General features: G+C 49.3%; 9 protein-coding genes. All 9 read left to right on the top strand.

Features of this window, described 5'->3' with window-relative positions; genetic code table 11:
• Positions 1 to 216 precede the first annotated feature (216 nt).
• The 9 genes from BM202_RS01290 (at position 217) to BM202_RS01250 (ending at position 14924) form a co-directional block, all read left to right on the top strand.
• Positions 217 to 3258, top strand: a complete 3042-nt coding sequence (locus BM202_RS01290; protein ID WP_093822657.1) for a hybrid sensor histidine kinase/response regulator transcription factor — start codon at positions 217 to 219, stop codon at positions 3256 to 3258.
• A gap of 137 nt (positions 3259 to 3395) precedes the next feature.
• Positions 3396 to 5210 (top strand): DUF885 domain-containing protein, encoded by a 1815-nt coding sequence (locus BM202_RS01285; RefSeq protein WP_245776477.1) that lies wholly within the window; start codon positions 3396 to 3398, stop codon positions 5208 to 5210.
• Positions 5211 to 5249: 39 nt separating this feature from the next.
• Entirely contained in the window at positions 5250 to 7307 is a 2058-nt protein-coding gene (locus tag BM202_RS01280; protein WP_093822656.1) for a M13 family metallopeptidase, read from the top strand.
• Between the two features lie 150 nt (positions 7308 to 7457).
• Positions 7458 to 7784, top strand: a complete 327-nt coding sequence (locus BM202_RS36545) for a hypothetical protein (protein WP_143100614.1) — start codon at positions 7458 to 7460, stop codon at positions 7782 to 7784.
• 95 nt (positions 7785 to 7879) lie between these two features.
• Positions 7880 to 8290 carry a helix-turn-helix domain-containing protein gene (locus tag BM202_RS01270; RefSeq protein ID WP_093822654.1) on the top strand — a complete coding sequence of 137 codons (411 nt, stop codon included), beginning with the start codon at positions 7880 to 7882 and terminating at the stop codon, positions 8288 to 8290.
• Positions 8291 to 8465: 175 nt separating this feature from the next.
• A complete protein-coding gene (locus BM202_RS01265; RefSeq protein ID WP_093822653.1) occupies positions 8466 to 10589 on the top strand; it encodes a M3 family metallopeptidase in 2124 nt (707 codons plus the stop codon).
• A 163-nt stretch (positions 10590 to 10752) separates the two neighbouring features.
• Positions 10753 to 12579, top strand: coding sequence for a DUF885 domain-containing protein (locus tag BM202_RS01260; protein ID WP_093822652.1), 1827 nt, complete (start codon positions 10753 to 10755; stop codon positions 12577 to 12579).
• Positions 12580 to 12706: 127 nt separating this feature from the next.
• The gene (locus BM202_RS01255; protein ID WP_093823567.1) at positions 12707 to 13819 is read left to right on the top strand and encodes a hypothetical protein; all 1113 of its coding nucleotides are present in this window, start codon (positions 12707 to 12709) and stop codon (positions 13817 to 13819) included.
• The gene (locus BM202_RS01250) at positions 13803 to 14924 is read left to right on the top strand and encodes an Ig-like domain-containing domain (protein WP_245776476.1); all 1122 of its coding nucleotides are present in this window, start codon (positions 13803 to 13805) and stop codon (positions 14922 to 14924) included. The genes BM202_RS01255 and BM202_RS01250 overlap by 17 nt, the downstream gene beginning before the upstream one ends.
• Positions 14925 to 14934: the final 10 nt, after the last annotated feature.

Below are 14934 nucleotides of genomic sequence, written 5' to 3'. Positions count from 1 at the left end.
ATGCGCCTTAACCCTGTTGGACGTAGCCTATTCTCCAGCAATCGATCATAAATCTTAGTGGGCTATCTTTTTAGCCACTAGTCAGTATAATCTACCAAACTTCATACTACTAGGGAAATAACATAAATATATTAGGTAGAAATACTTGCTTTTGGCCCTTCTTGGTTAATCTGAAAAAAAGCGTCCTCATCCCTTTTAGTCGGCTAAAGCCAATTAATGAACTATCGAGTCTGTTCGCATGAATCAAGGTTGAATCAACCCTTATGGCCCCGTTTCTTTCGGGTAACACTAGCTATATTGATCCTGATTCAGGGGTTGATGATCGCTAACGCTCAGGTGCCAACAGCCGACGTATCACTGACTCAGGTACCGGATGATGGTTATCTGCTAAAAGATGGATGGCGATTTCAGGCCGGAGATGTTCCAAACGGGGCTAGTGTGCAACTGGATGATCGCTATTGGAGCCACATCGACCCAACCAAAGACATTCGGGAGTTACCACAACTCCAGCAGGCAGGGATCAGCTGGCTTCGGCTGCACATTCATACTGGACCCGACTTGCCGCCCCTGATGATCAAAATGTTTCAATCCGTTGCGTCAGAGATCTATCTGGATGGGCGGTTATTGTATACGTTTGGTACCATCAGTACCAACCCCGACCGTGTGCAGGCCTACAATCCAAGTTCAGCCTATAGTTTACCCTTGAAAGCCTCCTCTAAACACGTGCTGGCTCTACGGATTGGCTGTCAGTCCGGGTTGATCTATACGGCAAAATACTTGCACTGGGATGCGGGCGCTGTTCAGTTTTGGCTGTTCCCAACAACGGCCTTACCCGCGCTCAAACCCGTTGCTGTACAGGCCACCTATCTGGCTACCTTCAAACTGGGTATCTCGTTTATTCTCTTTATCCTGCATTTGAGTCTTTATCTTGCTCACCGCACCAAACGTACCAATCTCTATGCTGCGGGTATGTATCTGATGCTGACCCTTGCCTTGTTGGCCATGGCGGCAAACGATTTTACGCACATGCTGAGCCTGCGGATTTTGGTGTATTACGGTTCGTACCTGGCTGTCTGGATGCCCGGTATGGCGATTCTTACGTTTTACACGATGTTCAATTTTCGCAAAGGGTGGCTGTGTTGGCTGGCCATCGGCAGTATTGGACTCGTTTTTATTCCGCTACCAGCTGATTTTCTGTGGCTGTTCTGGCCAATAAATTACTACCTGCCTCTGGAACTGATACGACTTTCACTGGTGGCTACCCGACGCGAATTACCCGGTGCCCGAATTGTAACCAGCGGTGCATTTGCTAATCTGGGGCTTATGATGCTATCCTCAGTCCTGTTTGCACTGCATATTTCTGATTATGGGCATGAATGGCTTTTTCACCTGTTTTATCTGGCTGCGTTTCTGTGTTTCCCACTCACGCTGTCACTTCTGCTAGCCCTGGAACACGGTTGGATCAATCAGCAACTCATGGCTCGGCTACAGGAGGTTGAAAATCTCTCAGCCCGAAATCTGGCCCATCAGCAGGAACGGCAACAGCTATTGTCCCGGCAGAACGAACAACTGGAACTTCAGGTAGCTGAACGTACCTATGAACTCCATCAACAGGCCGACCAGCTTCGCGAACTTGATCTGGTTAAATCACGCTTCGTTACCAATATTACCCACGAGTTTCGAACACCCCTGGCGCTCATTATTTCACCGATAGAGAAACTGCTGCAGGAAAGTCGGTTTGACCGGCCGATATTAACAATGGTTCAACGCAATGCCGATCAGTTACTACGGCTCATTAACCAATTGCTGGATTTGTCGAAGCTGGAAGCCAATCAGATGAGTGTCTCGCTGAATCAGGGGAACGTATCGGACTTCATAAGCCAGCTGGTGGCGCTGTTTCAACGGACGGCCAGCCACAAGGGTATAACGCTAACGATTCGTGCTGACAATCTACCGGAACAGGACCATTTATTCGATGCCGATAAGTGGGAAAAGATCCTCATGAATCTACTCTCAAATGCGTTAAAATTCAGCGACATGGGAGATCAGGTAACCCTAACCGTATCGCCAGTTTGGGCAGGCAAGGAAATGGTAGGCGTGCAACTTCAACTGACTGATACCGGGATTGGCATTGCACCAGCTACATTACCTCATATTTTCGACCGGTTCTATCAAGCCGACACATCAGAAACCCGCGTCTATCAAGGCACCGGAATTGGATTGGCGCTTGTGAAAGAATTGACCGACGTAGTGGGAGGAACCATTACGGTGGAGAGCCAACTGGCTGTGGGCACTACGTTCCAGCTGATACTGCCGGTTCGTTCGCTGTCGGCTAACGTCAGTACCCGCGTCCTGATTCCTCCCGGACGTATAACAACAGTCAGCCAGACCGGGGCTCCTTCCATTACGCATTCAGTGATACCACTGCCGTTAGCTGAAAAGCTGAATCCCCGAATTTTGATTGTGGAAGACAATGACGAGCTACAGGAGTTTCTGACGGGTGAGTTAAGTCCTTCTTACCACGTCATGAAGGCCGCCGATGGGCAGGCAGGTTGGGAATGCACCCTGGCTGAACTGCCCGATATAGTCATCACGGACGTAATGATGCCCCGCATGAATGGCTATGAATTAACCCGTCGCATTAAAAACCATCCCGATACAGATCATATCGCGGTGGTGATGCTAACGGCCAAAGCCGCTCTGCCCAGCCGGATCGAAGGCCTCCGGCAAGGAGCTGATGATTACCTGGCCAAGCCTTTCAGCATCGACGAGTTGCAGTTGCGGCTCAGCAATCTGATTACCCGCCAGCAGCGATTAGGTAACCATTACCGGCATCAATTTGCCTTGCCCGGTGGGGTCGGCGCTCCGATGGATTCGCCCGGCGTGGATTCGCCCGGTAGCCCCCCGGCTTCTATCCCCGCCTTAAGCACCGATCCCTTTCTGGTTCGGATTTATGGGTTGCTGGATCAGCATCTGGATGATTCCTCGATTAGTGTGGACTGGCTGGCCGATCAACTGGCCATGAACCGCAAGACGCTTTACCGAAAAGTGCAGAGCGTAATTCAATTAGCACCGGCTGATCTGATCCGCCAGTATCGGCTTCGCAAAGCGGCTGAGTTGTTAAAGGCGGGTCATAACGTAGCAGAGACGGCTGACCTGGTGGGGTTCAATACGCCCTCTCATTTCACTCTTGTTTTCAGAGAGACGTATCATCAAACGCCCACCGAATTTATCAACAATCGCATGAAAAACGCCTGATTGTTGCTTTCTTCTTCTTTCTATGGGCAAAATGCCCCGAATCTGACGACATCTGCCCCGAATCCGACAGGCCATCAGAGGACAGTGAGAGACCTTTGAAGTGGCAAAACTTGCTGACTCCATCTCCCAATTCCTCAATGAATAGACAACTCACGTTCCTTTCAGCGGTCACGCGTACTTGCCTGCTCCTGTTATCGTTCACCTGCTCTCAACTGGCCTTCGGTCAAACACCCGCCCCTGCGTCGGTCGGCTTTCAGTCCCTGCTGACGGCCTATTACGAGGATTATTTGAAGCTGAATCCAACGAGGGCGTCGTACCTAGGCGATTACCGCTACAACGATCAACTCGAAAACACGTTCAGTCAACCCTACCGCGATCAAATGAAGCGTTTATACACGCGGTATCTGGATGGACTGAAAGCTTATGACGAGAAGCAACTCGGTGAGCGGGATCAGCTCAACTACCAGATTCGGCGCTACGACCTTACAACTAATCTGGCAGCCATGGAATTTACAGGCTATCTGACACCAATGAGCCAGATGTTTGGTTTCCATATACTTTTTTCGCTGTTAGGATCAGGCTCCAGTGCTCACCCGTTTAAGTCGGCGAAAGACTACGATGATTTTCTAAAGCGAATTAATGGCTTTGTCGCTCAGACCGATACCGCCATTGCCAACATGCGGACCGGTATGGCGCAGAATTATGTGCAGCCGAAGGTGGTCATCGGGAAGGTATTACCCCAGATAAAAGCGATGCTCGTTGACGATGTCACGAAAAGTCTCTTTTATAAGCCGGTACAAAACATGCCCGCCACCTTCTCGGCCGAGGATAAACAACGCCTGACGACGGCATATACCACCGCTATTACGCAGCAGATTATGCCCGCTTACAGTCGGCTCTATACGTTCCTCCAGAACGAGTATCTGCCCCGGTGCCGCGAAACGGTTGGCATCGAAGCCGATTCTAACGGCAAGGCCCAGTACGCGTACTTAGTTAAATCGTCGACAACCACAGACATGACGCCCGACGAGGTGCATGCCCTGGGGTTGAGCGAGGTAAAACGGATTCGGCAGGCGATAGAAGGCATTAGGCAGCAGGTGGGTTTTGCCGGCGACCTGAAAGCATTCTATGCCTACATCGATACGGACCCTAAATTCTTTCCGTATAAAACGGACGAAGACGTATTAAATGAGTTTCAAACGATCTACCAGACCATGAAGCCCCAGTTATCGAGTCTGTTCAACATGGTTCCGAAAACAGCCTTCGAGATTCGCCCGATCGAGAAGTACCGGGCTGCTTCGTCACCCGCTCATTATTGGCCTGGCACACCCGACGGGTCGCGCCCCGGCGTTTTTTATTTCCCCGTGCTCGATGCGGCCAAATTCAGTTACTGGGGTATGGAAGACCTGTTTCTGCACGAGGCCATTCCGGGGCACCACTACCAAATTTCACTCCAAATCGAAAATTCAGCCCTCCCTGCCTTTCAGAAAATTGGTAATTACGGCGCTTACACGGAAGGCTGGGGTTTATATGCCGAGAGTCTGGGCAAAGCGCTTGGTCTTTACACCGATCCGTTCCAGGCGTTGGGCCGCTACCAGGGCGAAATTCACCGGGCCATCCGGCTGGTGGTCGATACGGGGATTCACCAGAAAGGCTGGACGCGTGAGCAAGCCATTCAGTACAGCTTAGCCAACGAGCCCATCGGAGAGGCTGAGGCTATTCAGGAGGTAGAGCGCTACATTGCCTGGCCGGGACAGGCGGTTTCCTATAAGATTGGTGAGTTGAAAATCATGGCCATTCGCCAGAAGGCGGAGAAAGCCCTGGGCAATCGGTTCGACATCCGGGCCTTCCACGATCAGGTGCTGAAAGACGGGCCGATGCCACTGGCGATTTTTGAGGCTAAGATGGATAGCTGGATTAAGAGTCAGCAGGCAATCGCCAGGAAGAACTAACAAACTAACAAAACGTCCCAAATCAATCCCCATTTTCCAATGAACAAACAACTTACATTTCTTTCGGCAGTGATGCTGATGGCTGGCCTGATGGCCGCTACTCCTCCAGGCAAATCCGGCAAGAGGCTACTCCAGCCGAACGCCCCAAAAATACCCTTCATTGACCGGCAGAACATGAACCTCGCCGTGAAACCCGGCGATGATTTTTATCAGTATGCCAACGGTGAATGGTTAAAGAAAAACCCGGTACCGGCGTCAAAAACCCGGTGGGGCAGTTTCAATATCCTGAACGAGAAAAGCCTCGATGCTATGAAATCGTTGCTCGAAGATGCCGCCAAAAACACCAAAAAAGGACGGTTGTACCAGATGGTGGGTGATTTCTACGCCAGCGGAATGGATAGTACGGGGATTGAGCAAAAAGGCTTCGACCCGATCAAGGCAGACCTTGCCCGTGTGGAGCAGGTAAAAAGCAGAGCCGACCTGATGAACGAAATTGCTTATCAGCGTGCCCAGGGAAGCACAATGTTTTTTTCTCTTTTTGTGGCGCAGGATAGAAGAAACGTAAACAAGAACGTACTTCAGTTTGTGCAGGGTGGCACTACGTTGCCCGATCGTGATTATTACCTCAAAAACGATGCACGCAGCCAGAAAATCCGGGAAGCCTATCGTGATAACCTATCCAAAATGTTTGCCCTGATTGGCGAAGAACCCAGTCGGGCCGCTACCAGCGTCGACGCGATTTTGACCCTGGAAACAGCCCTGGCCAACGCACAAATGACCCGCGTAGAGTCCCGCGACCCAATCAAAACGTACAATAAACTGACTGTGGCTGATTTTACGAAGCAAACTCCCGGTATCAACTGGGCAAATTGGATGCCTAAACTGGGCATTCGCGGACAAGATACCGTGCTGGTTCAAAGTCCGTCGTTCTACCATTCCATGGATAGTTTGCTAACGGCTACTCCGGTTGAAGATCTCAAAACGTATATGCGCTGGAACCTGCTCAAAAACGCGGCTCCGTATTTGAGTAACGCGTTTGTGAACCAAAACTTTGCGTTCAACAAGGTGCTGTCGGGTCAGAAAGAACTAACACCTCGCTGGCAGCGCAGTAGTAATCTGATCAACGGATCGCTGGGCGAATTGTTAGGGCAACTCTATGTCCAGCAGTATTTTAAGCCAGAAGCTAAGCAACGGATTCTGGTGCTGATTGATAATCTAGAAGCATCGTTCAACGAGCATATTAACGCCGTCGACTGGATGAGTGTCGACACAAAAAAACGCGCCCTGACCAAGCTTACTTCATTTAAGCGTAAGATTGGTTACCCCGACAAGTGGAAAAACTACGAGGGCGTGACCATCCGGCGCGACGATTTCTACGGTAACGTGGTAGCTACTAATAAGTGGTGGTACACCGACAATGTTAGCCGACTGGGCAAACCCGTGGATAAAACGGAATGGTTAATGACACCTCAAACGGTAAATGCTTATTATATGCCCGTGAACAACGAAATCGCGTTCCCGGCGGCTATCCTACAGTTTCCCTTCTTTGATGCTGAGGCCGATGATGCTGTTAATTACGCGGCAATTGGCGCCGTGATTGGCCATGAAATGACGCATGGCTTCGATGATCAGGGGCGCCAATACGATGCCGACGGCACCCTGCGTGACTGGTGGACCAAAGATGATGCGACCAATTTCAAGCAACGCGCCGATAAAGTAAAAGAGCAGTACTTTGGCTTCAAGGTGCTTGATTCGCTCAAAGTGAACGGTCAGTTGACGCTGGGTGAAAACCTAGCTGACCTCGGCGGGCTGGCCATTGCCTACGATGCGTTCAAAAAAACCAGTCAGGGTCAGGGCAACGCCGATATTGACGGATTTACACCCGACCAGCGGTTCTTCCTGTCGTGGGCACAGGTTTGGCGGGCTAACACACTGCCCGAATCGCAGGCTCAGAACATACTGACCGATCCGCACGCACCTGAACAATACCGCTGCAATGGACCATTAACCAATATTGATGCCTGGTACAAAGCGTTCAATGTGCAACCGGGTGAGAAAATGTACAAAACCCCTGACCAGCGGTTCAAGGTCTGGTAAGTAAAATTCATAAAATGCCCCAAATCTGACAGGGCAACGATCCGTAGAAGTCAATCTTTGTCCTACCCAAACGGGCAGTCTATCCACACCATTTTATAAACCTTCCGGGGTACAATCAGTAATCAAAACCTCTCTTTTACCCCTTTAACCATGAAAACACCCTTCCTTTTAAGTTTACTAGTTTGGTCTTTACTGCTGGCTTCATTCGGCGGTTTACTGGCCTGTTCATCGGTTTTGCAGGCCACCCGCATCAACAGACCACTCGCTGAATTACCCATCGACATGGTGGCTGATGCACCACCAGACTCTCGTAACGAAAAAATATTGTTTATGAACAACGTCCAGCTACTGTATACTGAAGCAGTTCCTCTTTCACCCATCTCAATAGCACCAGGCTACCAATGGGTTTTTGTCGTAACACAGCGATCTCAAAACAGTCCAAACACCGGATATTGGCAAATTAAGCCTATTAATTAGCGTTGAAGGCTTCTGATACGCAATCCGTTACGTGTCTTCAAACCATTGCTTCAGATTCTTTCATAGACACCTTTCTAACACGATTTTACAAGCGAATGGCTCGAAAAACGAACGCAGGTAATTTCCATAGACAGCCATTGATTCTGCCTCCTGAAGATGTAGCCTCTCCGGGCAAACAGCCTAACTTTATCGTTCGGATTTATTCGCTATTGGATCAGCATTTGCCAGACCCCTCCATCAGTGTCAATTGGCTAGCGAATCAACTGGCCATAAACCGAAAAACGTTATACCGAAAGGTGCAATGCCTTAGCCAACTAACCCCTACCGATTTAATACGTCAGTACCGTCTCCATAAAGCCGTCGAACTATTGCGTATAGGGTATTCCGTAACCAAAACGGCTGGCTCAATTGGATTCAAAACATCGTCTCATTTCGCAGCTGTCTTCAAAGAAGTTTACCGGCAAACACCAACCGATTTCATCGCCAGCCAGAAGAAAAACACCTGATTCCTACTATACCGTCTTCCTATGGACGCAATGTCCCGAATTTGACGATATCTGCCCCCAATCAGATAGTGTCTGCCTGGAAAAGAGCCGAGATTTGAGTCATCAAAAGTGGCTATGTGTATTTTACCCGCCTTTCAATTGTTTCGTATAATTATCCTCTCATCCCCAGATCAAAATGTTTATCAATCGATTACTCAGGCAGACCCGTTTCGTACTGACCCTTGTCGCTACTACGTCCGTTGCGCAGCAACAGCCCCAAGTTGTCCAGAATCCATTTTTGTTACCTTACCTGACGCCCCACCAAACGGTGCCGTACGACAAAATAACTAATGCCGATTACCTGCCCGCTATTCAGGAAGCACTGGCTCAGGGTCGAAAAGAGGTCGACGCTATTGTTGCGAATCCCGACAAGCCCACATTCGAGAATACGGTCGTTGCCCTCGAACGCTCCGGTAGTTTGCTGAGACGAGTTACCCGTGTCATGTTCAGCCTGAATAGCTCCGAAACTACACCTGAACTTCAGAAAATTGTAAAGCAGGCATCGCCAGTGATGAGTGACTATACCAATGATATTACGCTGAATGCAACACTCTACGCTCGGGTTAAATCGGTTTATGAGCAGCGTGCCCGGCTGAAACTGGATCCGGAAAGTAGTATGTTGCTAGAAAAGAGCTACAAACTGTTTGCCCGTAATGGGGCGAATCTGGACGTAGCAGGTAAAGAGCGTCTTCGGGCTATCGACAAGGAAATAGCGCAGTTGTCGCTTCAGTTTGGCGAGAATGTGTTGAACGAAACCAACGAGTATAAGATGACCATAACCGACGAGAAAGACCTGGCCGGTTTACCTGATTACGTCCGCGAAGCAGCAAAATCCACCGCTAAAAAGAATGGGCAAGAGGGCTATGTATTCACTTTGCAGTCACCCAGTTACGTGCCGTTCATGCAAAATGCCGACAGCCGGGCACTCCGTCAGAAGCTATATATAGCCAATAACGGACGAGGTTACCACGGCGACAAAAACGATAACTCGGCAATCATCGGCAAGATGGTCAATCTGCGCTACGAACGGGCCAACCTGCTGGGCTACAAAACCCACGCTGATTTTGTGCTGGAAGAACGAATGGCTGGTTCGCGCGAAAAAGTGCAGAGCTTTCTGGATGAGTTGGTTACGTATGCCCGCCCGGCCGCCGAACGCCAACTACTCGAACTAACGACCTATGCCAAAGCCCACGGATTTACGGACGATAAACTACAAAGCTGGGACTATAGCTACTATTCGGAGAAACTGAAAAAAGAAAAATATGCCCTCGACAATGAATTATTGAAGCCTTATTTCAAGCTTGATAATGTCCTGAATGGTGCCTTCACGGTAGCTACTAAACTCTACGGCATTACATTTAAAGAACGTACCGATATTCCGGTCTATAATCCGGAAGTGAAAACCTTCGACGTATTTGACAAGGACGGTAAATTTCTAGCGGTATTTTACGGTGATTACTTCCCGCGTCCGGGCAAACGTAGTGGTGCCTGGATGACCTATGTCCAAGGACAGAAAATTGAGAAAGGGCAGGACACCCGGCCGCAGGTCATTAACGTCTGTAACTTTACCCGTGCTACGGATACCAAACCATCATTGCTGACATTCGACGAAGTTACTACGTTGTTTCATGAGTTTGGCCACGGGTTGCATGGTATGTTAGCCAATGGTACGTATGAGAGTTTGTCGGGCACGAACGTCCCCTGGGATTTTGTGGAGTTACCCTCGCAGGTAATGGAAAACTGGTGCTATGACCCCGAAGCACTCAAATTATTTGCCAAACACTACCAGACAGGTGAGGTGATTCCGAGTGACCTGATTGAAAAAATTCGCGCCAGTCAGAACTTTATGGCGGGTATGAGTGACCTCCGGCAACTTCGTATGGGGCTGATTGACATGTATTATCACGGCCGGAAGCCAGCCGGTGAGACCATTGGAGCGGTCGAAAATCGGGTTGATTCAGTTACCAACCTGTTTCCCCATGTTGACGGGATTGCCAGCAGTACTGCTTTCGCGCATATTTTCGCCGGTGGCTATTCGGCTGGCTATTACAGCTACAAATGGAGCGAAGTGCTGGATGCCGATGCCTTTGAGTTTTTCAAAGAAAAAGGGGGGCTGGAAAACAAGGCGGCCGCCGATAGTTTCCGCAAGAATATTCTGGAGAAAGGTGGCAGCGAAAAGCCAATGGAACTCTACAAGAAATTCCGGGGCCGCGAACCATCGCCCAAAGCCATGCTGCGACGAAGTGGTCTGATCCTGTAAAGAGGGCAATCGAAATTATCTATCCACACCATACATAACTTCCCTTTAACAAATATGACCACTTCCAAAACATCCTGGGCATCACGAGGATTATTGCTCGTTTTATTAATCGGTGCGGTATGGCTCATAAATAATCTTTCTTTAACTACCCATCCATTCAAACATGACCATTACCAAAAGATCCTGGAAATTCTGGGTATCACGGACATTATTGCTCATTTTACTGATTGGTTCAGTATGGCTCACTAACCTGATCTGGTTTACCCCTTTTAGTATCCGGCAATTCTATGATCGCGAATTTATAAAACTGGCCTTGAGTAGTCCGGAGACCGTTACGTATCTGGGCATTCCGATCCTGTATGATCTGACCAAAGACGAGTGGGATGATGTATCAGACGCCCACCAGTGGAGCGACTTCCAAAGACTTAAGAAAAGCTACGCAACGCTTCAGGATTACGACTTCGGGAGCCAGTCCGATGCGAACAAACTGAATACAAAAATACTCGCCTGGTACCTGAAAAGCGGACTGGATAGAGAAGCGTTCTTCTATCATGATTATCCCCTTAATCAGATGAGTGGAGTCCAGAGCGCTATGCCAACCTTACTTGTTTCCAATCATAAGCTAAAGAGTAAAGGCGACATTACGGCCTATATAGCCCGCTTATCTGGATTCGAAACCAAGTTTAACCAGGTACTGGAAGGCCTCAAAATCAGGGAGCAAAAAGGCATCAGGCCGCCGAAGTTCGTGATCAAACGGGTGCTGGATGAAATGAAAGGCTTTATCAGCGGAGGGGTTACCAAGAATACACTCTACACCAATTTCACCGAAAAAATAGCCAAAATTGACGGCTTGTCTACCGAAGAGAAAGCGTCCTATTCGAAACAGGTGGCCGATAAAATCCAGACGTCGGTATTCGGAGCCTATCAAAAACTGATTGCGTTTAATGAAGGGCTGTATGCCAAAGCGACAACCGATGACGGGGTCTGGAAACTACCCAACGGCGATGCCTATTACCGGTATCAACTGCGAACCAACACAACGACAGACCTACGTCCGGAGGAGGTTCATCAGATTGGTTTGCGGGAAGTAAATCGGATCAAAAAAGAGATGTGGGCCATCCTGACAAGCGAAGGTTATACCGATACGACAAAATCGATCGGGCCTATCATGCAGGGATTGAGCAAAGAAGAACGCTTTCTTTTTCCCGAAACGCCCGAAGGAAAAAATAGGGTTCTGGCCGAATATGCACGCATTATCAACGTAGCGAGTAACGAACTGGACGCAGCTTTTGACATCCGCCCAAAGGCAACAATCTCCGTTGAGCGAACTCCTGCGTTTAAAGAAGCTGGTGAGGCAAGAGGGCGATATAACCTTCCCGCCATGGATGGGTCTAAGGGAGGTGTTTTTGTCGCCAACCTCAGGAAGGTTTCTGAACATCCGAAATATGGTATGAAGACGCTGGCTTATCACGAGGGCATTCCTGGCCATCATTTTCAGTTGGGTATTCAGACGGAGTTAAAAGGGCTGCCCATTTTTCGGACCATTATTCCATTTACGGCCTACACCGAAGGCTGGGCTTTGTATAGCGAACAGCTTGCCTACGAACTGGGCTTTTATAAAAATGACCCATTCGGTAATCTGGGCCGCTTACAGGCCGAAATGTTTCGGGCGGTTCGACTGGTGGTCGATACGGGCATTCACTACAAACGATGGACGCGCGAACAAGCTATCGACTACATGATCGCCAACACGGGCATATCTGATGGTGAGGTGACTACAGAAGTAGAACGGTACATCGTTTGGCCGGGCCAAGCCTGTGCCTACAAGATTGGGATGATGAAGATTTTAGCGTTGCGCGAAAAAGCAAAACAGGAACTCGGCCCCAAATTCGATTTGAAGCAATTTCACCGGGTCGTCTTAGCGAATGGAGCAGTACCAATGTCTATTCTGGAAGAAAACATTAACACCTATATCCAGCAGAAAAAGTGAGTAAGCCTGGCACGTAGCGGAAAGGGAAATTTATGAAATAACAAAAATGAAATACCTTGATAACTAGGATACTATGCCTATATTCGGCCTGGATATCAACGTGTTCTTAAAACAAACCTTTACCTACATGAAAAAGACGTACTCCGTACTGGCGGTTGCCTTTGCCGGACTTGTTTTGCTGGCTACGACGACTCGTTCGCCCAAAAATGAGTATGGATTTGTAACCGGAACACCCGGTATCAAATCAATCAATGCCATGACGTTTGGCCCGGCTGGGGTTCTGTTCATTGGTGATGGAAAAAGTGCAACGGTTTTTGCCGTCGACACCAAAGATGCCGGACTGGTCGAAAAGCCAAATCCGGTGGAAATTAAAAACATCGATCAGAAAATTGCGGCTCTTTTAGGCACCGAAGTGAGTAACATCACCATTCAGGACATGGCCGTTAATCCAGTTTCGAAGAATGTGTATTGTGCCGTGCAGCATAGCGATGGTACGCCGGTTTTACTTAAGATTGAAGGCGATAAAATTACCAATGTATCGCTGAAAGAAATCCCGTTTTCGACCATCGCGTTATCGAACGCGCCTGCCGAAGACGCCAAAGGCCAGCGCGGTGAATCACTACGTATTGCGTCTATTTCGGATATGGGTTTTGCCGATGGAAAAGTGATGGTCAGCGGCTTATCAAATCAGGAATTCGGCTCTACATTCCGCAGCATTCCGTTTCCGTTTACGAACGTTCAGGATCAGGCATCACTTGAAATTTACCACGCGGCCCACGGCAAATACGAAACAATGGCGCCCATCAAGACCTTTACGACAACCGACATAAAAGGTAAGAAATACCTGGTGGCCAGCTATACCTGTACCCCGCTGGTTCTGTTCCCGCTTGATGAGTTGAAGGCCGGAAGCCACGTAAAAGGACGTACCGTTGCCGAAATGGGTAGTGGAAATCAGCCGATTGACATGGTTACGATGAAAAAAGGCGATGAATCATATTTGATGATGGCCAATTCGAGCCGTCCGGTCTTCAAGGTGAAGTACAAAAACATAGAGGCCTATCAGGGTTCGCTGACAACGCCCGTGGTCGAAAACTATGCCACCGCCGGGGTAGATTTTGTATCGCTGCCCGTGACAAACGTGATCCAGCTCGACAAACTGGACGACTCTCGCATGGTGTTATTGCAACGTCGATCAAACGGAAATCTTGATCTGTGGACTTCCAATGATCGTATGTTATAAACATTTCGAAAAAGGCCTGATCAGGTTATACGTTACGTATAGCCTGATTTTTTTTGTTTCCGGGCTGCTGCTATCCTGCCAGTCTGCGGAAGATACTGGCATTACCATCCGATGGGATAACAAGCGGGCTGTTGGTATCGCTATTCCCAAATCGTTCACGCCAGCCATCCCGACTGATTCGCTGGAGCAACTGTTGTCGGTACGGCTGGCCGATCAGAACGTGGCTATTTTAGGCAATTACAAACGGATTGATGACAATATTGTCTTTGAGCCGCTCATTCCATTTACGCGGGGCCTGCGCTACGTTCTGTGGCTGAAAAATAAACGCCTGAGCGAAATTACCATTCCTGGCCTGGCCACGGGCGACAAGCCGGCGTTGCTGGCGATCTACCCGTCCGGCGATTCCCTGCCGGACAACTTGTTGAAAATCTACCTGCATTTTTCGCGACCCATGCGCGAAGGGCAATCGCAGAAATACGTAGCGCTGGTAAAGAACAGGACCGATACGTTGCCCGGTGTGTTTCTCGATCTTCAACCCGAGCTTTGGAACGCAGACCGGACCGTTCTAACCCTTTGGCTCGATCCCGGACGTATCAAGCGCGATCTGCAACCCAACAAACGATTGGGGGTACCTTTACAAGCCGGTAGTCGTTATCAGCTCATTGTTTTGGCGGACTGGCCCGATCAGCAGGGAGCTACATTAGCAAAGACGACAACGAAACCGTTTTCTACGGTTCAACGGGATAGCCTGTCGCCCATGCCCGCACGATGGCAGATACACCAGCCGCAAGCGGGCAGTGTACAACCGCTGGACGTAGCGTTCGGCGAAGCACTCGATTACAGTTTACTGACCGAAACTCTGCACGTCATGAACGAAGCTGGGGAAACCGTTTCAGGAAAATGGCACCTGGCCGATAGAGAAAAACGAGCCTTGTTTATACCCGGCGAAGCCTGGAAAGCTGGTCTGTACAGGTTGCGTATTGAGAGTCGGCTGGAAGATCTGGCGGGAAATAACCTCAGCCGCCCGTTCGACCGAAACCTAACCCGCAAGGACCGCCCGGTAACGGCTCAACCATTTACTGAAGTCCCTTTCAGCATGCGCTAGTAATAAAAGT

This window comes from Spirosoma endophyticum (assembly GCF_900112365.1).
Lineage (GTDB): Bacteria > Bacteroidota > Bacteroidia > Cytophagales > Spirosomataceae > Spirosoma > Spirosoma endophyticum.
Note: the sequence above shows the minus strand (reverse complement) of the source record. Positions and strands in the feature narration are given on the sequence as shown.

What these genes read in the sequence shown, in the direction of transcription:
- BM202_RS01270 (WP_093822654.1), top strand. Translation starts at nt 7,880, where the DNA reads ATGGCTCGAAAAACGAACGCAGGTAATTTCCATAGACAGCCATTGATT.
- BM202_RS01265 (WP_093822653.1), top strand. Translation starts at nt 8,466, where the DNA reads ATGTTTATCAATCGATTACTCAGGCAGACCCGTTTCGTACTGACCCTT.
- BM202_RS01290 (WP_093822657.1), top strand. Translation starts at nt 217, where the DNA reads ATGAACTATCGAGTCTGTTCGCATGAATCAAGGTTGAATCAACCCTTA.
- BM202_RS01255 (WP_093823567.1), top strand. Translation starts at nt 12,707, where the DNA reads ATGAAAAAGACGTACTCCGTACTGGCGGTTGCCTTTGCCGGACTTGTT.
- BM202_RS01260 (WP_093822652.1), top strand. Translation starts at nt 10,753, where the DNA reads ATGACCATTACCAAAAGATCCTGGAAATTCTGGGTATCACGGACATTA.
- BM202_RS36545 (WP_143100614.1), top strand. Translation starts at nt 7,458, where the DNA reads ATGAAAACACCCTTCCTTTTAAGTTTACTAGTTTGGTCTTTACTGCTG.
- BM202_RS01250 (WP_245776476.1), top strand. Translation starts at nt 13,803, where the DNA reads ATGATCGTATGTTATAAACATTTCGAAAAAGGCCTGATCAGGTTATAC.
- BM202_RS01280 (WP_093822656.1), top strand. Translation starts at nt 5,250, where the DNA reads ATGAACAAACAACTTACATTTCTTTCGGCAGTGATGCTGATGGCTGGC.
- BM202_RS01285 (WP_245776477.1), top strand. Translation starts at nt 3,396, where the DNA reads ATGAATAGACAACTCACGTTCCTTTCAGCGGTCACGCGTACTTGCCTG.